Annotated in this window: 19 protein-coding genes and 1 pseudogene; 6 read left to right on the top strand and 14 right to left on the bottom strand. The window is 54.7% G+C overall.

The features are described from left to right. Window positions 1-48: 48 nt before the first annotated feature. Window positions 49-1,170, bottom strand: a complete 1,122-nt coding sequence (locus tag ACZCWR_RS36020) for an extracellular catalytic domain type 1 short-chain-length polyhydroxyalkanoate depolymerase (RefSeq protein WP_487307114.1) — start codon at window positions 1,168-1,170, stop codon at window positions 49-51. Between the two features lie 335 nt (window positions 1,171-1,505). Here ACZCWR_RS36020 and ACZCWR_RS36015 point away from each other — a divergent pair, with 335 nt between their 5' ends. After that, on the top strand, window positions 1,506-1,781 hold the full coding sequence (locus ACZCWR_RS36015) for a hypothetical protein (protein ID WP_487307113.1): 276 nt from the start codon (window positions 1,506-1,508) through the stop codon (window positions 1,779-1,781). A 298-nt stretch (window positions 1,782-2,079) separates the two neighbouring features. On the opposite strand, the gene ACZCWR_RS36010 is transcribed toward ACZCWR_RS36015, so the two are convergent. From ACZCWR_RS36010 to ACZCWR_RS35995, 4 genes are all read right to left on the bottom strand, one after another. Further along, window positions 2,080-2,316, bottom strand: a complete 237-nt coding sequence (locus ACZCWR_RS36010) for a hypothetical protein (protein ID WP_487307112.1) — start codon at window positions 2,314-2,316, stop codon at window positions 2,080-2,082. Between the two features lie 10 nt (window positions 2,317-2,326). Continuing rightward, window positions 2,327-2,497, bottom strand: coding sequence for a hypothetical protein (locus ACZCWR_RS36005; protein WP_487307111.1), 171 nt, complete (start codon window positions 2,495-2,497; stop codon window positions 2,327-2,329). Between the two features lie 592 nt (window positions 2,498-3,089). Continuing rightward, the gene (locus ACZCWR_RS36000; RefSeq protein ID WP_487307110.1) at window positions 3,090-3,587 is read right to left on the bottom strand and encodes a hypothetical protein; all 498 of its coding nucleotides are present in this window, start codon (window positions 3,585-3,587) and stop codon (window positions 3,090-3,092) included. Window positions 3,588-3,703: 116 nt separating this feature from the next. Then, window positions 3,704-4,081, bottom strand: coding sequence for an NUDIX hydrolase (locus tag ACZCWR_RS35995; RefSeq protein WP_487307109.1), 378 nt, complete (start codon window positions 4,079-4,081; stop codon window positions 3,704-3,706). An 80-nt stretch (window positions 4,082-4,161) separates the two neighbouring features. On the opposite strand from ACZCWR_RS35995, the gene ACZCWR_RS35990 reads away from it, so the two are divergent. Continuing rightward, on the top strand, window positions 4,162-4,575 hold the full coding sequence (locus ACZCWR_RS35990; protein ID WP_487307108.1) for a hypothetical protein: 414 nt from the start codon (window positions 4,162-4,164) through the stop codon (window positions 4,573-4,575). A gap of 464 nt (window positions 4,576-5,039) precedes the next feature. Continuing rightward, window positions 5,040-5,267, top strand: a pseudogene (locus tag ACZCWR_RS35985) (transposase domain-containing protein); the annotation flags it as partial. A gap of 344 nt (window positions 5,268-5,611) precedes the next feature. Here the strand turns inward: ACZCWR_RS35985 and ACZCWR_RS35980 are convergent. Next, the gene (locus ACZCWR_RS35980) at window positions 5,612-6,442 is read right to left on the bottom strand and encodes an EAL domain-containing protein (RefSeq protein ID WP_487307107.1); all 831 of its coding nucleotides are present in this window, start codon (window positions 6,440-6,442) and stop codon (window positions 5,612-5,614) included. A gap of 1,503 nt (window positions 6,443-7,945) precedes the next feature. Between ACZCWR_RS35980 and ACZCWR_RS35975 the strand changes: the two genes are divergently transcribed. Together ACZCWR_RS35975 and ACZCWR_RS35970 are read left to right on the top strand one after the other, a co-directional pair. Continuing rightward, window positions 7,946-8,356 carry an MFS transporter gene (locus tag ACZCWR_RS35975; protein ID WP_487307236.1) on the top strand — a complete coding sequence of 137 codons (411 nt, stop codon included), beginning with the start codon at window positions 7,946-7,948 and terminating at the stop codon, window positions 8,354-8,356. A 453-nt stretch (window positions 8,357-8,809) separates the two neighbouring features. Continuing rightward, entirely contained in the window at window positions 8,810-9,148 is a 339-nt protein-coding gene (locus ACZCWR_RS35970) for an alpha/beta fold hydrolase (RefSeq protein ID WP_487307235.1), read from the top strand. Between the two features lie 469 nt (window positions 9,149-9,617). Here ACZCWR_RS35970 and ACZCWR_RS35965 read toward each other — a convergent pair whose 3' ends face one another. The 6 genes from ACZCWR_RS35965 to ACZCWR_RS35940 form a co-directional block, all read right to left on the bottom strand. Beyond that, window positions 9,618-10,307, bottom strand: coding sequence for an HAD family hydrolase (locus tag ACZCWR_RS35965; RefSeq protein ID WP_487307241.1), 690 nt, complete (start codon window positions 10,305-10,307; stop codon window positions 9,618-9,620). Between the two features lie 334 nt (window positions 10,308-10,641). Further along, window positions 10,642-11,493, bottom strand: coding sequence for a glycosyltransferase family 2 protein (locus ACZCWR_RS35960; RefSeq protein WP_487307234.1), 852 nt, complete (start codon window positions 11,491-11,493; stop codon window positions 10,642-10,644). A 305-nt stretch (window positions 11,494-11,798) separates the two neighbouring features. Then, a complete protein-coding gene (locus ACZCWR_RS35955; protein WP_487307233.1) occupies window positions 11,799-12,968 on the bottom strand; it encodes a zinc-dependent alcohol dehydrogenase in 1,170 nt (389 codons plus the stop codon). 56 nt (window positions 12,969-13,024) lie between these two features. Continuing rightward, window positions 13,025-13,348, bottom strand: a complete 324-nt coding sequence (locus tag ACZCWR_RS35950; protein ID WP_487307232.1) for a DUF378 domain-containing protein — start codon at window positions 13,346-13,348, stop codon at window positions 13,025-13,027. A 19-nt stretch (window positions 13,349-13,367) separates the two neighbouring features. Next, on the bottom strand, window positions 13,368-14,249 hold the full coding sequence (locus ACZCWR_RS35945; RefSeq protein WP_487307231.1) for a manganese catalase family protein: 882 nt from the start codon (window positions 14,247-14,249) through the stop codon (window positions 13,368-13,370). A 1,462-nt stretch (window positions 14,250-15,711) separates the two neighbouring features. Continuing rightward, window positions 15,712-16,572, bottom strand: coding sequence for a formate/nitrite transporter family protein (locus tag ACZCWR_RS35940; RefSeq protein ID WP_487307240.1), 861 nt, complete (start codon window positions 16,570-16,572; stop codon window positions 15,712-15,714). A gap of 856 nt (window positions 16,573-17,428) precedes the next feature. Here ACZCWR_RS35940 and ACZCWR_RS35935 point away from each other — a divergent pair. Next, window positions 17,429-18,544 carry a sensor histidine kinase gene (locus ACZCWR_RS35935; RefSeq protein WP_487307230.1) on the top strand — a complete coding sequence of 372 codons (1,116 nt, stop codon included), beginning with the start codon at window positions 17,429-17,431 and terminating at the stop codon, window positions 18,542-18,544. A gap of 167 nt (window positions 18,545-18,711) precedes the next feature. On the opposite strand, the gene ACZCWR_RS35930 is transcribed toward ACZCWR_RS35935, so the two are convergent. Continuing rightward, entirely contained in the window at window positions 18,712-19,104 is a 393-nt protein-coding gene (locus ACZCWR_RS35930) for a response regulator (protein ID WP_487307229.1), read from the bottom strand. 150 nt (window positions 19,105-19,254) lie between these two features. Continuing rightward, window positions 19,255-19,776 (bottom strand): tyrosine-type recombinase/integrase, encoded by a 522-nt coding sequence (locus ACZCWR_RS35925; protein ID WP_487307228.1) that lies wholly within the window; start codon window positions 19,774-19,776, stop codon window positions 19,255-19,257. Window positions 19,777-19,779: the final 3 nt, after the last annotated feature.

The following is a 19,779-nucleotide window of genomic DNA, read 5'->3' as shown; positions in this document are numbered from 1 at the left end:
GCAAGGGTTGTGCCGCTACCTTTAAATGCTGCGGCCACATTGATCCCTCTAAGCGTGCTTGCTCTCGCGGCCCCGCAGCTTCAACGAATGTTGCGCAAAGAAGCGAACGATCTCTTTTGTGGCGCTCGGACCTTGAGCGTCCGTATAGGTGCCATCTGGATGGCCGCCGGACCAAGCATGCTTCAAACCGTGCACGACCCATTGTTCGCCAATCAACAGGCCTGCATGATCGTGGTGAATGTGTCGTGTATGGCTTTTACTCCCGCAAGTGTCAATCACGTAAGTCGCGACTTGGCCGTCTCGACAATCGTCGGGATCACCCGAAAGCATTGCGCTCATTGCAACGATTTGGTCGCCGTTACGAGGATGCACCGTGTCGTCGGCATCGCCATGAAAGACGATGAACGGGACGGCACGTGCGCTTGCATAGGGCCTATCAACCGGAACGCAAATCTTTCCTTTCCCGTCGTTCATGGCGCACAACGCGGCAAATGGCTCATTTGCCACTCCGTACGCCATGCCTGAGTGAAAGGCGGCGGCAGCAAAGAGATCCGGCTGAGTCACCGCGAGGTTGACTGCCATCGCGCCGCCCGCTGATAAACCGGCTACATAGACACGTGATTCATCGACGTTGTACAGCGCGATGACATGTCGGGTCATCGCCGCGATCATGGCAGCTTCACCCGATTCACGTTGTTGGTCGCCCGGTCGAAACCAATTCCAGCAGCGCATCGGATTAGCGCTTTCGGATTGTTCGGGATACAACACGATGTAGCCTCCGGAGGCTGCCTCGGCGTTCATCTGCGTACCAGCGGCAAAGTCGTCGGGGTCTTGCTGCGCGCCATGAAGCATGACGATCAGCGGAAGTGCGCGTTCACGCGCCTGGTCGGGCACGAAAAGCTTGAAGTGGTAGGTCTGCTCTTCAAAGACGACGCGTTCCCATGACCATTTTGGGCCTGCAGTGTCTAGGCGCGCATATGAGTCGCCCTGTTCGTTCGTTGTAGAGTCCAGCAAAACAGGAAGCGTCGCCAAGGAGTTTTCGAGCGCGATAGGCGTGGCGACGCTTACCGGGGGCTCAATGGCGGGCCGAGCTTCGGCTCCAGCCGTGTCGGGAGTGGCAAACCACCACAGCGCATGGTTTGCCACACTGAATAGAGTAAATGGATTCATTTCCGCCCCGAGTGCCAGCGAGTAATTGTGGGATCTTCGCTGGCTGAGTAAATGAAAGCTATAACCTGTAACCAGATTCACCTGAAGCAGGGAGCGCGCCCGACGGGCCGCTTTTTTTGTTCATCAGCAGCGCGTGCGCGTAAGCAACCTTCGCCAATCTCTGAGACATCCCGAGAGAAAGGACCTTCCTACTGGCGTCAAGGGCGCTCGATAGCAGGACGCTTATCGGGACCCGTCAAAAATAGTAGCTGGATCACCCAAAAAATTCTTAGGCATACGGAATGCGACGAACATTTGCGCCGCGTCTTAACGCATAACCTCACTTGGATCTGTATATGTCTTTGATTATTGCTGGTCGATTTGATACGTTCGAAAGAGCAGAGGGTGCGCTTCAGCGCCTTTTGGAAACTGGAATTACAGAGGAAGACTTGTCGGTTGTCTATGTCTCCCCGCAAGGTCAGCATTCCCGGACCCCCATCGGGGGCGACGCGATGAGCGATCGCGGCGCAAAAGTCGCGCATGAGGGCGAATGGAAAGGCATCGTCGCCGGAGCCTTTTTGGTGGTGCCGTGGGGTTCGCAATCTTTGTCGGATTCAAAACCCACTGGGTAACCATGTTCGTCGGTGCTGGAATCGGTGCGTATATTGGTTCTCTGGCCGGCGCGATGTCGCACACACGAAAGTCTAAACAGGGCGCAGTCAGCCCCGTGGACACGGAGGAACGCGCTCGACACGCTGGCGTATTGCTTGCCGTCCATGTTTCCGAAGAAACTGCGCAGCGCGCCGCTTCTCGGTTGAAGGCGCAGGGCCCCATGGACGTTGAGCGAGCATCCGGAAAGTGGCAGCAAGGTGAGTGGGCGGATTTTGATCCGACTACGACACCTTTGCCGGTCTAGCTTCATCGGTTGGGTCAGTCGTCGTGCATCACGTACTGATCGCGCGCGTCCGAAAGAACTGCCGTGACCGTTGTCATCTCTTTGATGCCACCAGTCAGCACATCAATAAAATGCCAATTCTGTCCGTCGGGCGCCGGCGGGTCCAGGCGCGCGGGCAAACCAACCCGATACGTCTCGCCAAGTCCAGCAGTTTCGAGATTCGAGTTGATTATTTGCTGGATCTCACGGGCGGAGCGGGATTCCTTGATCATAAAGGGCTCCTTAAGATCCTTCGTCGTCAGGTGAGGGCGCTGCTTTTGTTTCCTCGTGCTTGATATGTGGCTTTTTGCCCGGCTGCGGCGTATGTTCCGCATCAGGCGCAATATCTTCGCCGTGATGCTTTTTTTCTTGCTGCACTTTCTTATCGTGCGCAACGTTGCGGGGGTCGGTCATGGAATTCCTCGAAGAATAAATAAGAATGCGCGGGCCAACAGCGCCCACTGAGAAGCGCACGTTTTGGACCCGCCGCTGATTGATGCTGACAGCACCGAGCAAGTGCTTGCATTGAAACGCTTGCAGCGAAGTGACCTCACTTTGAACGTTGTGGTGGTGTCGGATCTTAGACGCGGCTGCCGCCGCTGAAGTTTGAGCGACGTGGTATCAGCTTTGACCGGATCCTGAAACGAGAGGCATGACGATCCTCAGTCGCATTGAGATGTCGTACACACCGGCCAACGAAATATCGTCCGTTTGGCCCGAAGCGAGGGACCTAGGCACTTTCCTCCAGTATGGTGCCAAGAGCACGACACGATCGCTCAATGGGAGCCTTTACATTTCTCCGAATTTCGAGTCGATCAAACGCCGAAAGCTTTCTTGTTGAGCGTTTAACGCGTCCCATTTCACCTCCTTCGATGCTTTGACCAGATGGACAGATGGACAGGCGTTGCTCGCGCGCATGACGCGCGAAAACCTGCAAATAGGCAAGCGCACTGCGGCGAGGGGCACTGAGTTGATTCGGGCGCTACCTCGGATGCCCGCGTGCGCGTCATTCCGCGTCGATGGGATGGTAGTCAGCCGCTGCCTCGAGCATTCTGCGCCGCTCGGCACGAAATGCGTGCGCCGAGGTATTGATGAGTTGAACCAGCTCGTCGGTCGTCATGTTTTTTAGCGCCTCGCTAGCGAGGCCACCGGCTTTCGCCAGCCGCCGCATCGCCATGCGTACCAGCCGACCGAGCGCATCGGGTGTGTAGGCGACGGAGCCTTCGTCGTTGTCGTGTTGTTCGAGTGCGGCATCCGTGGCGGGGATCCAGAACGGTGAGATGAGCGGACTGATTGCCGACGCCGCATCAAATCCTGACCGTAATCGGCCCACTGCGCACGCAATGCATTGAGTGCCGCACCGGTTACCGGCACCGTTCGCTGCTGACCACCCGTCGGGCAGCCAACAAGCCAACTCAAGGAAGCTGCGTCCGTTCTGAACTTTTTCAACAACGAGATCTATCTTCGTACGCTGCAACCAGGGCGCTTCACACACATAAGTCATCCCAGTCCGTGATAGTAATGTCGGCCAACCTAAGCATCTCCGATAGTGTTTACGTTTCATCAACAGGTCTTCGACGGCGGACACGCTTCGCCAGCATCCGGCGATCTACGCCGTATTCAAAGTAGCGATAGCAGCTCATACTCGACACACAGCGCGATGATGGCTTTCGTTGGAACGCTCGTTGGCAGTGTGCCGATCCGCTTCATTCGAAACCACCGGCATTCTTGGATTTCGCTTTGCCCGACCGCAGCCTGTGATTGATCCAGATTGGCAAGGAACACATAATGTCGCTTGCTGAGACCGCCGAAGTGAAACAAGTAAGCGAGCTTCGACGCCTGCATTGAAGTCTCCTCGCGCAATTCGCGACCCGCCGCTGCGATAGGCGTCTCTGAAGACTTGATGGTGCCCCCCGGTAGGCTCCACCGCGAGCGATTGCGCGCGACCAAGAGGATTCGGTCGTCGCGCCTGCAAATGATTGTTGCCCTATCCTTCATCGATGTTCATATTAAGACTCGACCAAGTTTCCATATCGTCCTGATCCAGGATGTTATAGCCTAAATAAATCTGAGTATCGATGGGCGAAGAGATGAAGTCGCGCTCAGCCTTCGAAATCTGCCTGCCGACCCTGATTCTGGGTCTTGTTTGCCTGTTGTCTACGCCAACCCTGATCCTCTCGTTTCTCTGGATGTTCGTGGGCGCGGTGTGTGTCGGTCATCGCGACATCGGGAGTTTTTCCGAACGGGGCGTGCCTTATCGCTGGCGATACGGCTGGCGCAGCGCCTTTCTCTGGGTCTACCACTTGGCCTGGTGGCCATGGTACATGCGCGTCGAGCTCTCGCAAATCCTCCAAAAATCGTTGCAGCGGATCAATGCGGTTCGAATGCGGCATGGGACGACCGATCGAACGACACGCCTCGGCACAACGACGACTGAGCGCTTCTTGGGACCAATCTGCGCCCGAATTAACTCCGACAGTGTGGCTTCATAGCGCGCTGTCAAATAAATGTCACAGTAACCCGTTTCGTATTAGGTCCGCACCCCCCGTGGGTCAAAATTTAGTGCAAACCAACAACGAGCACGCTGGACGCGGTTTCGTAATGCATCGATCAATCGCTTCATAAAACGAGCCGTGACAGATTCATCGAAGTCAATCAGGTCAATGTTCCTGTGCATCTTTAACCCACAGAACGCACACAGGACTCCCCGTTTCTTGCGAAGCCATACCTCAGAGTAGTGTGCTGTCCGTAGACGATCAAGAAATGCATCGATGTGACGGGCCAGCAGCCCGCCGGATTCGCCAGCTGTGCGTGTCGAATTCATCTGATCTCTCTAGCAGCGCGATAGCCAGCCTGAGAAATCACAGTTTTACGCCGACACAGTGATCATGAAAGGACACCCTCACCGCGTGCATGCGTGACGCGGCATAATCGGAGAGTTGGCATAACTGGGTATCAGATCCGTCCATGGGCCATCGGGAGGGCCAACTGGTTTTTCGCCGGTTCACTACGGGCAGGCCAACGCGCTGCCGCCATCATGAGCCTGATTTGCTCGGCGCATCTCAAGCGACACGACACACACGCCTATCTGAAGGACGTTCTCAAGCGGCCGCCGAGACATAAGGCCAGCGACATCTCGGCATTGTTGCCGCATCGCTGTCAACCGCCGGTGATCGTCGACTAAACCGACCCGTCAAGATGGGTTCGCAGCGCGCTTACTCCGGGTGTTCGACAGGCACGGAAATTTGCTAACGGTTCACAATATGAAGAGAACGTTTTGGCCGTTATGCCGCGTTCCCTGGTCGTGGGTGCCGGGGAGCGATACGCATAAGTTGTACAAAACGCACCATTATTCGGATAATGATGCAACGTAAAGGAAAGCATCGACGCGGGGGTTGTCCGCTTCCAGGGTTACGGAGTCTTTTGGCCGACTATGAAAGACGATCGGCGAACAAGCAAAACTAGCCGAGAGCGGCGATACCCTCGGCCTCCCGACCGCCGCTAAGCCGCAGGATGGCACAACCCAAACTACGATTTTTTTGCCAAGCCAACAACGTGACCAAGTTTTCCGTAACTGGGATCGATGCTTAGCTCAGGCACGGCTTTAAACGCCGGTTTTGCAAACAGATAACCCTGCATAAGGGACACGCCGTTGGCGAGAAAGAAGTCGCGTTCACTTGCAGTTTCGATGCCCTCCGCGATCACTTTAACGCCCAGCTCCTGGCATATCTTGATGACCCCACAAGCGATTCGTTGTCGAGCGTAGTTTTGATCGATATTGCGCACCAAATCCATATCCAGCTTGATCAGATCTGGCTGGAAATCGGCTAATAAAGCCAAGCCCGAATAACCAGCCCCGAAGTCGTCGATCGCAGTTTGGAAGCCAAAACGCTGATAGGCCTTGAAGATCTCAACGAGATGAGAACGGCTGGTGATGCTTTCGCCTTCGACGGTTTCAAAGATGATTCGCTCGATCGGAAAAGCGTACTTCTCCGCTGCTGCTAAGGTGCTACGGATGCATGCTTCCGGCCGATATACTGCGTTCGGCATGAAGTTGATCGATAGGTTGCTAGGAATTTTAAGTGCTGCTGCCTGTTCGATCGCCCCGGTTCTGCAAAGCTGATCAAACTGGTAACGATTGCTGTGATCTACCTGTCCTAGGACAGTAGCTGCAGACTCGCCATTCGGCCCACGAACGAGTGCCTCGTGGGCGAACACTGCACCCGTGGGCACATGAACAATCGGCTGAAATGCGAAGGCCAAATCGATGGGGGTCGTCGAGGTTTTGCATCCGACGCACCCGGCTGAAGAAGCCAGTCCGGGCGATTTTTTCAACACGGCTGGAATGTCGTTGCTCATCGTAGGCTGCCACATCTAGGTTAGATCTGGTTTATCGGCAGCAGCTATGGTTTCTTTACTTCAGACCACGTGCTCGTTTTTATTCGGCATGGTGTCGCAAAGTTACGTGTCTACTTTTAGTCGATTCCTAGCAACACATCAGAGTTCATGGATCACCTTCGGCCGACTGCTTGAGCACAACGTGACGATTGCGCCAGCGGCCACTGCGCTTGCTATCGTTTTGAGGCCGACTGTACCGCGGGTATATTCGGTCGCACCACACAAGACCATTTGGACATGTATTTGACGGCAGCCTGATTCGCGTGTTGAGACCCTTGTGAACAAACACCGCTGACATTTAAACAAGGTTCAATCTTGTCCTCATCGCGCGACGCCTTCTGATCATCTTTGCAAGAAGGCGGTCCGCAGTCGAAATAAATGATCTACTGTTCGAAAGCGTCCACGCATTGCTTTGTTAGCAGAATCGCAAAATGCCAGCTTTGAAAAGGAATCGTAAGGAGTGGGATGGACAGCGCGACGTTTTCGGAGATTGGTGTCATCCGGGCGCTTCCAAATTTGCGGGATAGCAAATAGCCAGGATTGAGCAAGATCCCGTCCATAGCTACCTTAAATTCGATGATGGCTTCGATTCCCTAGTTTCATTATCGCGAAAGCACTGTTGTCTTTGAAGCTCCGCATGCCTATATTCTTCATGTCGGCAGATTTAAACGTCTATTCCAATATCAAACGGACATTTTCAAGTTCCATAAGACTTCGCTTGAGGCAGTAAAGGACTGCCCTCGCGTCGCGACTGTTATCGCCGCTACTAATGCTGCTCTCGATGCGCCTGCATTCCGCTCGAACCATGTCACAGCAGTCCTCGACACTCTCTCGGATGATATCAATGCCGGGCAGCCATTCGCTTGTTGCCATCGGTTCTCTCTCGAATTCGTTTTTATTCGACGAATGTACTCGATTTAAAACTAAACCTGAACGTACGGAAAGCACACGTTTCGAACAACTTTCGGACATGTGCCACGGTACGTCCGTTGGCATGCCTATAGTTCCTTTAACAAGCTCACGCCCTCGAGCTGTGAACGTTTACGCCACACGGCATCGCGCTGGTTTTTCTCACCCATGACAGGGACAAACGCTTGCGCTCGCGCGTTAATAAATCAGTAGCGGAAATTACCGAGCTGTGTAAGACGAATTTATTGCCTTTGATCTACGTATTCTGTCGTCGTATTCCGTGCGCATCCCGGATCATGCAAACACGTGCCGAATGACAAAAAAAGACGCCAAAAGGATCAAGAGCTAATTTGGCAGGCTTCTAGCATCTTGTATTTTTTACGAGTTAGACAGAGAAGGCCATCAGACGACCGTACGGCGTTCGCTGCATTCGGTAAGCGTGCTGCGCGCAAATGGATTCGTACCCCTCTGGACCGCTGGAGCCGTGTCAACCTCGATGATGTGGCTTGAAATGCTCACGGCCGCGCTATTCACCTTCCGGGCGACGAATTCGCGGTGGTTTCTGCTTGCAGGAGTCTGCCGCTCCTTTTAAGCGGAGCGGTCATAGGCGTGGTTGCTGATGTAGTCGACCGAAGAAAGATCGTGCTCGTTGGATTAATCTTTGCGAGCGCTTCGTCAGCGACCGTCGCAGTCCTGTCTTTGTTCGGCGTCTTGTCTACTTGGCAACTTTGCGCTGCCGCGAATACGAGCGGTATCACTTATGCCTCCGAGATGCCCGCACGACGACGCATGATTGCCGAGACGGTATGTACTGCAATGGCGTCTCGCGCGATAGCGATCGACAGCATGACAACTACGCGACCCGATGCGTCGGGCCGCTGCTGGGAGGATGGACCTACGGAGCGCTCGGCCTTGCTTCCTCATATTTTCGCTCTGCGGCGGCGTCTCTTTGCGCCGCTGCGCTAATCTTTAAGCTTAAGACCGCGCAGGTGTCGACCGGGGGGCTTTCCGTGCCCGAATTCGTCGGGACCTCATCGAGGCAGGACGTTATGCGCGCGACAGCCGAGTGATCACCGCGCTTCTCATCGTGACGATCATCACAAACTTGTGCGGCTATAGCTACAACGTTCTGCTTACACCTTCTTGGAAGAGAGACCCTTAACCTGTCCGCGGCCATGATTGGCGTGCTTTCCTCTGCGGAGCCAGCGGGTTCGTTTGTCGCCGGTGCCATCATAGCAAGCTCACGAATGCGCCATCAGCCTCTTCGTTTTTTGTTGTCGGGGTCGATTCTGCTCTTTCTCGCTGTAACTTGTAGCCGGATTGGCGAGCGCATATCAGTGCTCGGTTGCTTGGCTGCTCGTTATACTCTTCACCGGCGGGTTCGGAAGGGCCGCATACAACATTTATCAGGCGACGATCGTGATCGAGTCAGTTCCCGATGCCATGCGCAGCCGTGTCTTCGGTCTCGTGACTGTGGGAATTGGATGTTGGCCAATCGGAACGTCATTGGCCGGCATGCCTGTGCGCATTTTTGCTGGCGCGGGCGACAAAGTCGTTGATCCGGAATCTCAATCGGCGCGTTTGCATGGTGTCTTGCCGAACAGCACCCTCGATGTCGAAATGGATGCAGGCCACCTGGTGCATTACAAGATCGCGACGCTCATCAGCGCAGCGGTAACCGACATTGAAGCGCAGACATCGCATCTCCCGATGTCCGACGAAAGCAATTTAGCAATGCCAACAAGATCGACTCCCTAGGCGCATCGTAACGAGGGCAAAGCTTTTTGTGTAGGAGTTACTTAGAGCGACGTCCATGCTCGAAGCGACGCAATTCTTCGTTCCAGGAGCGTGCTTATCGGCACCCGTGCATAACCACAATCGTGCGGGATGTCCCTGTCGCCCGGAGTTTAGTCGCAACTTGGAATTCTATGGCTGCCGCCGCCGTCTGGCCTATCTTGAATATTTGGAGCGGGCGTGGCTTGAGAAAATGTCTGTTGCCCGTATGTGGTGACCAACCGTGCGCGTCCTACCTATTTGATCAGGCGGCTACGCCTGAGCCTGAGCCTGAGCAGCAATTGACTGTTTAACTTGGTTGCGAGCGAATCGTATTTGGATGGTCCTAGAGTGTCGCACGCCCCAACATGCGGGCAAATAGTTAAGCACTTCGTCGGCACGGTTAGAGCACGGTGTAACTCCGGGCGCGGACACATAGTCAATGTAATTTCTGTTAAAGACTACCCTTACGAGGGTGCGTCGCAAGCTCATCCAAATGCTCCAACATGTTCGACGGATCAACGAATACGTGTAGGGCACCCGCTTGCTGAAGCTCTGCCTCGCATACGCCACCCGACTGCAGGCCGATTCCCAAAGCATGGCATCGTCGCGCACCAATAAGATCCCATGTGCTGTCTCCAACAACATAGCTATACTCAATATCCACACCCAACTTTTTGGCGGCTGCCATAAAGACGTCCGGTTCAGGTTTTCCGAGTTCGACTTCACCGCTGGTCGCGACAACGGTTTTTGTCAAATCGATGCCTAGTTTGTTAAGGCTTGCCGCCGTCGCATCCGGGCTTCCGCTTGTTGCAATCGCCCAAGGGATCGCGGCGTCGCTTAGCGCATGAAGCAGCGCTCGCGCGCCGGGCAAAGGCAAAATCTGCGATGATCGTTCTTTCAACAGTTCGCCCTGTCGGTGCTTTATACGCGCGATACAATCTGCTGATACGTGACCCGAAATTTCTCCGAAGATTTGGGTAGCAAAAAGTTCGCTGCTCATTCCGATTTTTCGGTGAATCCTGAATGCGGGGAGCGTGAGGCCTTCGCTCGCTAATGACTCGCTCCAAGCCGAAACATGTTGATAGACACTGTCGATGAGGGTCCCATCTAAATCAAAAATGAATGCTGTTTTCATATTAATCCTCGATACTGTGAACATCGCCTTGCGGCCGCAACCAACTTATCTTTATCAAAAACCGGATCGAAATTTCGTACCATCAGATATTCGGTGCAAGCACGATGAGCCGCGCAATCAACGCATTCGCAAGCTTTCTCGAGCGCTCGACCTAATGGCTATTCGCGGAGAGGAGCAGGAGCGTCTCGGACCACCTCGAAGATTCTCCGCACCGTCCGGTACATGAAGCGAGGCGCAACATAGGCCTGCATCGGATTTGTTCGGCCGCTCACTTATGGTGATCGACTAATCGCACCTATGTGGTTAGCCTAGATCGCGAACGATGTATCATTTATAAATTTCAAACGCCACAGTCTGCTGTATTAGCGTCGGAAGCCTGTGTGTTTGGGCCCTCTGCGGCCGCGCGAAGCGTCGCACCAAAGCCCCAAGGAGCGCGATGTTTCAGTCGCGAACTGGTGGTGACGCGGACCTGATTTGTCCAAGCGATTGACGCATTAGTAGAAATTAGTGCATCGACAAGTGCGACGTCTTCATCGAAGGTCAGCGGCTGAAAACCGCCGGCACGTTGATACGCCACAACTGAGCACGCCAGGTTTGCGCCATGGATGTGCCGATGACCCTCAATGTCTTGGTACGTCTTGTAGAATTCATCGCGTACAAACCGTGCATGGTCTGTCCAATCGACGACGTTAATTACCCCGCAGACCGCGTCGGTGCCACATGCAAATTGGTTGGCGAGCCAGTCAGAAGGAACGACCGTGTCTGCATCAGTAAAAGCGAGCCAGTGGACGCCGTAGGCAATAGCCAGGTCCGCACCAAAGGATCGGGAGGCTCCAACATTGCGCTTGTTCACGCTTAGAACGACTGCATTTACAGCGGCGGCCAAAGGTTCTGTCCGGTCCGAACAAGCATCGGCCACGACGATCACTAGCACCTTCTCGCCGGAAAGCACTTCGTGACTGCCCGCCATATGCACGGAACGCACGCATGCTTCGATGACACCTTCTTCGTTATGTGCCGGAATGACGACGCCGATCATATCGCTCCCAAAAAACGTCGAGTGTGCTATGCGAAAATTCCAAAGAATGCGGCTCTTGCGTTTAGCCTTGCGGAAATCAAGCAAGTGGCAATCAGCCGAATATCCAAAGCAAACGGTGAGCGCAGGTCGTGCACCGTTTGCCGAGATACTCACTTGCCCTGCTTGTCAAGATTTTTGCTTGACGAGTTAGAGCCTTCAGTGTCCTCCTCTTGCGATTGATCTTGCCCGGCGTTTGTTGTGGAGACGTTTAGCTCGTCGAGCGTTTGGTCGATCTTCTCTTTAGTTCCGTTTTAAGCCCATCAGCGGCCTCTGTTTTGCCAATGGCTGTAGCGCGCGATTGGTCGGAGCGATCTGTTCCTTGAGGGGTCTGCGTTGCCATGGCATATCCGACTCGAAATTGCATTGTGCTTTGAGCCGGGCGATCTCTTGCGATCCGACTTAAGCAATGTGGGTTGCGATCAGGGAGTCATAACGACTTTAATGCAACCGTCTTTCTTGTCACGAAATGTCTCATACATTGCCGGACCGTCCGCAAGGGATACGCGGTGCGTGATCACAAAGGAAGGATCGATCTGGCCTTCCTGAATACGATTGAGCAAGTCGTTCGTCCAACGGGCAACGTGTGTCTGCCCCATCCGCCAGGTCAGGCCCTTGTTCATCGCTGCCCCGAACGGCATTTTATCGATCAGGCCACCATACACGCCAGGCACTGACAAGATCCCAGCCGGACGGCATACATAAATCATTTCGCGCAGTACGTGCGGACGGTCCGTTTCGAGCATGACCGCTTGTTTCGCCCGGTCGTATATGGCATCGATCGAACGGGTTGCGTGCGACTCCATGCCGACGGCGTCAATACACTTCTCGGGACCCTTGCCGTGCGTCAGCTCATTGAGACGATCAAGAACGCTTTCATCCTTGAAATTGATAGTGATCGCACCGGCTATACGTGCCATGGCGAGACGCTCCGGCACATGATCGATCACGATCACTTGTCGCGCCCCGAGGATGATTGCGCTGCGGATCGCCATTTGTCCGACGGGGCCAGCACCCCATATCGCCACCGTATCGGTTGGCTCAATCTCGCAGTTGATGGCAGCTTGCCACCCGGTCGGAAAAATATCCCCAAGAAACAGCACTTGCTCGTCCGTGAGGCCGCTGGGAATCTTGATATGGGTTGTGTCCGCAAAGGGGACTCGAACATACTCAGCCTGCCCACCCGCGTACCCTCCGGTGAGATGTGTATATCCAAAAAGCCCGGCAGTTGCGTGCCCAAACATCTTGTTGGCCGCATCCTTATTGCGGTTGGTACGCTCGCAAACTGAGAAGTTGCCCCGTTTACACTGATCACACGCACCACAAAAGATGGTGAACGGCACAACAACCCGATCACCCACCTTGAGCGCACGGTTCTCCGCACCGACCTCAACCACCTCTCCCATAAACTCATGACCCATGATGTCGCCGGATTCCATACCCGGCATGAATCCGTCGAAGAGATGCAGATCAGAACCACAGATGGCGCAACTTGATACCTTGATGATGGCGTCACGCGGCGCTTCTATCCGAGGATCCGGCACAGTGTCGTAGCGAATGTCCTTCTTCCCATGCCATGTCAGCGCTTTCATCTTCGTCTCCAATAGTTGATGCCGTCCTGGATAGCGTGCCCGTAAGCGTGGAACGGTTAGGAAGTGGACAGCGTTCGATCCCGCATCATGAAGGTCCGAGCGAGCACGTACAGCCCCGCAACTCCAACAAGCACGTAGACAAGGCGGGCCAGGATAGAGCCCGGTCCGAAAATCGCAGCGACGAGGTCTAGCTGTGCAAGCCCAACCAAGCCCCAGTTCAATGCGCCAATCACGACGAGTGCACCTGCAACCCAGTCGATCGGGCTGCGATGAATCGTGACGGTTCCTTTCGATGTAACAGTGGCCATAATCAATATTCCGTAACTGTTGTATTCGTGGTCGCCGGCCACGATGCCATCATCCGGCCAGCGTTTGATCAACTTGTGCGGCCTAACGTCGTTATTCAGATGCTTGCGTCGCCATACCTGCACCCAGATCAGCGCCTGTGGTCGGCTCAGCCGACGGGTCCGATGCAGTGCGCGTGGCCATAGTTTGAAGAACCTGGAGTTCCTGGTCTGAGACGTTCACGGTCGCCATACCATCGCCACCATCAACGGCCGGCTGCGGATCCTCGACATACTCCCAGTCACCGCCTTCATTCCACGAACCACGCATATCATTACCCTTCGACATATTGAAGTAGACGCTTGTGAATTCCGGCATGCCTGGCAACTTGCCTTGGGGGAAGTTGGGCTGGATCGAATGCAACGCCTTCTCGAACGACTTTTGATGCGCAATTTCCCGTGTCATCAAAAAGTTGAGGGTTTCCTTGATGCCCGGATCGTCGGTGACGTTGATGAGCCGCTCATAGACAATCTTCGCGCGCGCCTCAGCGGCAATATTCGAGCGCAAATCTGCGGTCGGATCACCAATCGTATCGATATACGCAGCCGTCCAAGGCACTCCCGCCGAACTGGTTAAAGCGGGACCGCCGCCGTACAGCAAGGCGGTTGTATGCGAGTCGTTGCCATGGCCGGTCATCGAGCGATACAGTTCAGCTTCCGTTTCCACCGCTTCGGCGAGCTGCCCCTTTGCGCCCTTGTTCAACATCGCCACGATCGAGCCGATGATTTCAAGGTGACTCAATTCTTCAGTCGCGATATCGAAAAGCAAGTCCTTACGGCCCGGATCATCTTCCGATACTGCTTGTGTGAAATAGCGGCACGCGGCGGCCAGCTCCCCCTGCGGCCCCCCGAATTGCTCAAGGAGCAAATTGGCAAGACCGGGATTGGGGGCCGCAACGCGAACCGTGTATTGCATGCGCTTGTTATGAATAAACATAGTAGTTTCCGTTTCTGTTCCGAGCGCGAGCGCCGTCCTGCGGTGGAAGTCGCATTCGTTTTGGTTGAGTGAAAAATCTCACAGGGGCCGGGAAGATGCGTACGCATCGTTGGCGGCCATGTTCCTGCAAGCCTCAGCGCGGCAATTGCGCTGGCTGGGACGCCCAGACTCCGGCAGTCGTGGAAGGTGCGAAAGATAAGGAGGACCAGATGGCTGAGTTCGCATAACTTGCCATCAGTGCGACGGTGATAAGCGCAAGGGTTGTGCCGCTACCTTTTACAGGTTGCAACGATGCGGCGAAGCGTCAATCCCTAAGCTCGCTCGATCTCGCTGCGGCCGCCTCGACGATGCTACGCAAATTGGCCCATAGCTAAACACGCGATTTGCCGATCGCCATATGAATGCGACGCGTTGGGCTCCGCTCGCCAACGAAATAGGATGGCTTGCCTTTGCTCATATAGCTCCGTGAGAAGCCTTTCTGTTCTTACCGTATACGTTACATCTGTTGGATGAATACAACCCTGATTTAACAACCTTTGTAATGTCAGCATGACGTTTTCATGGCCAACGATTTTTTGAGTTATCGCGTCAAGGCTGCGGGAGTCAGCAAAACTGTTTGACATGTGTCTTCCTTATCGCGTAACAACCCGATGAGTGTGCTTTGTGCGCCAAGTATCCTACCTAGAGAGAGCACCCGATTTCGCACACGAAAAACGGGCGCGAAAGCAAGCCGTGGAATGGTATTTGCGGCGACAAACGTTGTGTTGTAACCGCATCCAGATCGATTCGCAACCCGTCATAGCGACGATCTAGCAGCTCGGGCGCCACCGGTAAGCCGTAGGTCGAATCTGTCGTCGCCCAGTACGGGCGTGTATAGACCAGCTGCAGCCCAAGCTGGTGTTGTCTACGGCGTGCACGTCCGGCGCCCACCAGCTTGCCTTGGGCTCTTGTTGATCGACAACATCCGCTGGGCGACACCGTTGAGACGTGACACAGCCGAGTAACACGTTACTGGTCGCAGTGCGTGTCTATTTAGGCGCACTTAACCCGCGACTCCTCCACAAAGTACGGCGCTGCTTTTCGAAGGATCTCAATATCGAGTTTTGCATTTGCGAGTTCTTTCCGAAGTCGACTGTTCTCCGTCGCCAGCTCGTCGATTGCGCGTCCATTACGTGCTCTTATTTCTAAAAATTTCGACGATACCGTTAACATTGCGACTGCGTCGACTCTCATTGCCCAATGGGTTGTCACGGATACTCGGAACCCTGATAGCCTCGACTTTGGACTCCTCCATGTACCGCCGCTTTCGCACCAGCTTTTCTGACATTGGAACCTCCCAACAGCGGAAATTAGCATATTCATGCTGTACATAAAATCGATGCGCAGTCAGATGCTTAAACCCTCGAGCACCAGCGGGCGCAATTCCCGCTCATCTCGATTTTTCCCGTGTCAAGTGCACCTGCTAGCCGCGATCCTGAAGTGTCGCTTCATTCACGATTTGCGGCGCAATTGACGCGTGATTGATGAGCGCAACTAAAGACATACCGCCAATTACGTTGCCTACAAACGTGGGGATAAAGAATCGAAGGAAGTAGTCACCTAGAGCTGCCCTGCCGTTCATCACGGCGTAGAAAGCTTCTACAGAACCTGCGATAACATGAGAAAGTTTGCAAATGGCCACGACATAGGTGATCAAAAGGATCGTCAAAAGTTTTGCCGATTTCGCGCTGGGCAGCAACCACACCATCAAGGCGATTAGCCACCCAGCAAATACCGCACGCGCCAGCGTGACATTAAAACTTCCGGAAAAGGGAGCCTGCGAGATGTGGTCGAGTGCTATGTGGACTTCCACGGAAAACACGCCTGGCATTTGTAACACCGCCGCGAAGATGGCGGTGCCCACCAGATTAGCCGTCAACACGACCGCCCACAAGCGTAACGCCTTGCCCATTGTGCCGGCATCCCACCGAGTCAGCACCGGTAGAACGACGCTAAGCGTACTTTCAGTGAACAGCTGCTGGCGCCCGAGGATTACGATCACAAAACCGATCGTATAACCAAACCCGCTCACAAGTGGGCGCCATGTTGCATCTGGTAATAGACTTTCGAGCACTGCCTGTACTAGGAACGAAAACCCCATCGACAGTCCCGCTGCCAGCGCAGACCATGCGAGCGCCGAAGCAGTGCGCTGCATCGCCGCCTCGCCCTCTTCTCTGACAATCTCATGGATGACAAGCGCCGGAGGCGTTGCGTGGTCAGCTGCTTGGTCTTGTTCCCCTTCGTTTAGATGGGGTGAATTCGAACCTGCTTCGGAGTCGGACATCATGGTCTCAGTGACGATCGATTTCAAGAATGCTATGACAGCAGTCACGGCCCACTCAGTCGCACGCGCTACGTTGATAACTATCGAACGTACTGCGCTGGGTCAGCCAATGCGTGATATGCCGCTAATGACGCTGCCGGCTGACAGGTTCACGAGCCGTCACGTGAGCGCGTCGGACCCATAAGCACGGTTACAAACCTGCAATAACTGGACCCTCTCATCGAAAAGTGATCCTATTGATTCTCATTCACTAGGTCCCATCGATTTTTTTGCTGCAGTGTGCGTCATGCTGAAGCGCGGACACATCGACCGGGCAAATCGATTTGGAACCCGCCTTGTTTGCTAGTCGCGCGCAGCAAAGCGTTAACCCTTTGTCCCACAAGATCTCGCCCAGGTCACATGCCGGCCTCTACGATCTGGGATTTTGCAGCGGTACGGCGATCTACGCGGGTATTGTTCGTTGCCAGCGTCCGTCAACGGCTAGAACCGCGCATTCATGTTCTTCGAGTTGCGGCAGGACTATAGGTGGAAGCGCTACTTTTCCCGCTCCAAACCGGTGCTTTCCGCGCCCTGCAGCTCCCAATGGGTAGATCGGCCTTATTTAGGTCTTATGCGAACTATCGGCCCTTAATGTTATGCCGATGCTTGATAATAGGTAGATTGTATGAATGTTTTGTCCCGCCCCTCAATATCGAACTCTTGCTGTCTTTTGGCGAAGTAGCAAAACGTCCATCTTAGATCGCTCGTTTTGATTGAGCGTCGTCGTTTCTTTAGTCGTCCTACATGCAAGGCGGCTCAGGTCATCCTACTTTTTGATAGTCGATGAAGCTGTGCGCACGTTGCCAAGAGAAATGCCATGATGCATAACTTTCTGTCGAACAACAGGGCCATTATTCTTGAGCGTTGCAAAGCTCGGGTAGCGAGCCGGACCGGTCGGGCGGTGACTTATCAGCAACTCGATAACGGCGTGCCGATGTTTCTCGATCAGCTCATCAAGACGCTTCGTCTTGAGCAGAGTGACGACCCGCTCGCGAGCCGCGAAGTCTCGGGCGCCAATATTGGCATCGTGACCGAATCCGAAATGGGGGCAACGGCAAGCCTTCACGGGAATTTGATGTATGACCTCGGCTATTCAATCGATCAGGTCGTGAATGATTACGGAGATCTCTGCCAGGTCATTACTGCTTTGGGCCAAGAACGCGATGTTCCTTTCAAAATCGAGGAGTTTCAAAGCCTGAATCGTTGTCTAGACACCGCGATTGCTAAGGCGGTTACTGAATTCGCCTATCAACAGTCGCGTGACGCGTCGCAGCGGGAACAAGAAATTCTTAAGGAGAAGTTGGGTGAGTTCGCACATGAACTGCGAAACGCGTTAGGCGTCGCAAGGACGGCCTTCGATGCTCTCAAGATTGGAAACCTCACCCTGAGCGGTGCGACTGGATCAGTGCTGGAGCGAGGCCTCACCATGGCGACCACCCTTATCGACCGATCCGTTGCCGAAGTTAAAGCGGTTGAAAGCGAGCAACCAGCATCCCTTGCCGAATTCATCGCCGAAGTGGCGAACGCGGCGCATCTCGCGTCGATGGTCAGAGGCGTGAAGCTTAAAGTGATCTCCGTGGACGATACTTTGGCGTTCGTCGCCGATCGGGACGCGCTGTATTCAGCGCTCGGGAACTTGCTGCAAAACGCATTCAAATTCACGCGTCCTCGTAGCGTGGTGACGCTCAGTGCTTACGCCGCCGCCGACCGGATTTTGATCGACGTGAAGGACCATTGCGGTGGGCTTCCGCCGGATACACACGGCATGTTCGAACCCTTTACACAGCAATCGGAAGATAGAACGGGGCTTGGTCTTGGCCTGTCCATAACGAAAAAGATTGTCGAGACCTATGCGGGAACGCTTCGTGTGAAAAACCGACCAGGCGTCGGTTGCATATTTACCATCGATCTGCCTCGGCACCATTTGCAGTAGCAATTAGGGCAATATTGCACCTCAGATTCACGGAAGATGCTCGTTAAAGAATCGCAAGCTGTAAGCACACGCCGACACGAGTGCCGTCTCATGTTAGGGCGCTTTGCGCCAATCCCTCGAGTAGCGGTTCGGGCGACTGACGCCTTGCTCAAGCGGATCTTTATCAACTATATGGTAGGCCTACCAGGGAGCGATTTAATGAGGGCAAGGAATGCTTCAACTTGCACGGGCTTCTCGACCACCCTGTCGGCCCACCCATGAGCATCAACGCCTCTCGCCGCTGACCACAAAACGATTGCTGTACCCTTTAAAGTCTCGTCTTCGCGTATTTGACGGCAGACCTCTAGTCCATTCAGGTCAGGCATCATGAAGTCGCAGATGACGACGTCGGGTCGGAGTGTACGCGCCTTGGACAACCCGTCACGTCCGTTTGCCGCAGTCGTCACCATCAAGCCTTCCATCTCGAGCACCATCGTCCAGACGTTAAGGATGTCGGGTTCATCGTCAATTACCAAGACAGACTTGGGACGAGCGGTTAATGGACCGTAGGAAGACGACATCTTTAGGCCTGCGGGAGACGTGCAATTTTCCGTTCCGCGCACGCCGCATGCCCGAGCCAAAAGGCTACCGTGCTAAGTGCTATGAGCCGAGCGCAAAAACTGCTAAAAAGTCGGGCGGTTTGCGAGGCTGCTCGTGGAGCGGTTTTCGTTCTAACTTTGTCTGTCATCCTCCGCGTAGCAATTCGCGGCGGCTTCTAGCATTCGACGCCGTTCTGCCCGCACGTAGATCGACGTCGTCTGCAGCGACGCGTGGCTGAGAATTGCCTGCACCACGTCAGTCGGCATATCGCGCGCGACGGCCCGCGTGCCGAAGGTGTGGCGAAACGCATGCGCGGAGGTATTGACGAGTTGAACCAACTCATCGGTCGTCATGTCTTTGAGCGCGGCGGTCGTGAGACCTCCGGCTTTCGCCAGGCGCCGCATCGCCGTGTGTACCAGCCGACCGAGCGCATCGGGCGTGTAGGCCACCGACCCTTCATTCGAATCGTGTCGCCCGAGCGCGGCGTCCGTGGCCGGAATCCACAACGGTGAGATGAGCGGGCCCATTGCTGACGCCGCATCAAAATCTCGCCCGTGATCCGCCCAGTGCGCACGCAAGGCAGTCAGTGTTGCGCTGCTCACCGGCACCGTGCGTTGCTTGCGCCGCTTGCCGACGATCGTCAGGGTCCACACGGT

This window comes from Caballeronia sp. A2-2 (genome assembly GCF_057612605.2).
Note: the sequence above shows the minus strand (reverse complement) of the source record. Positions and strands in the feature narration are given on the sequence as shown.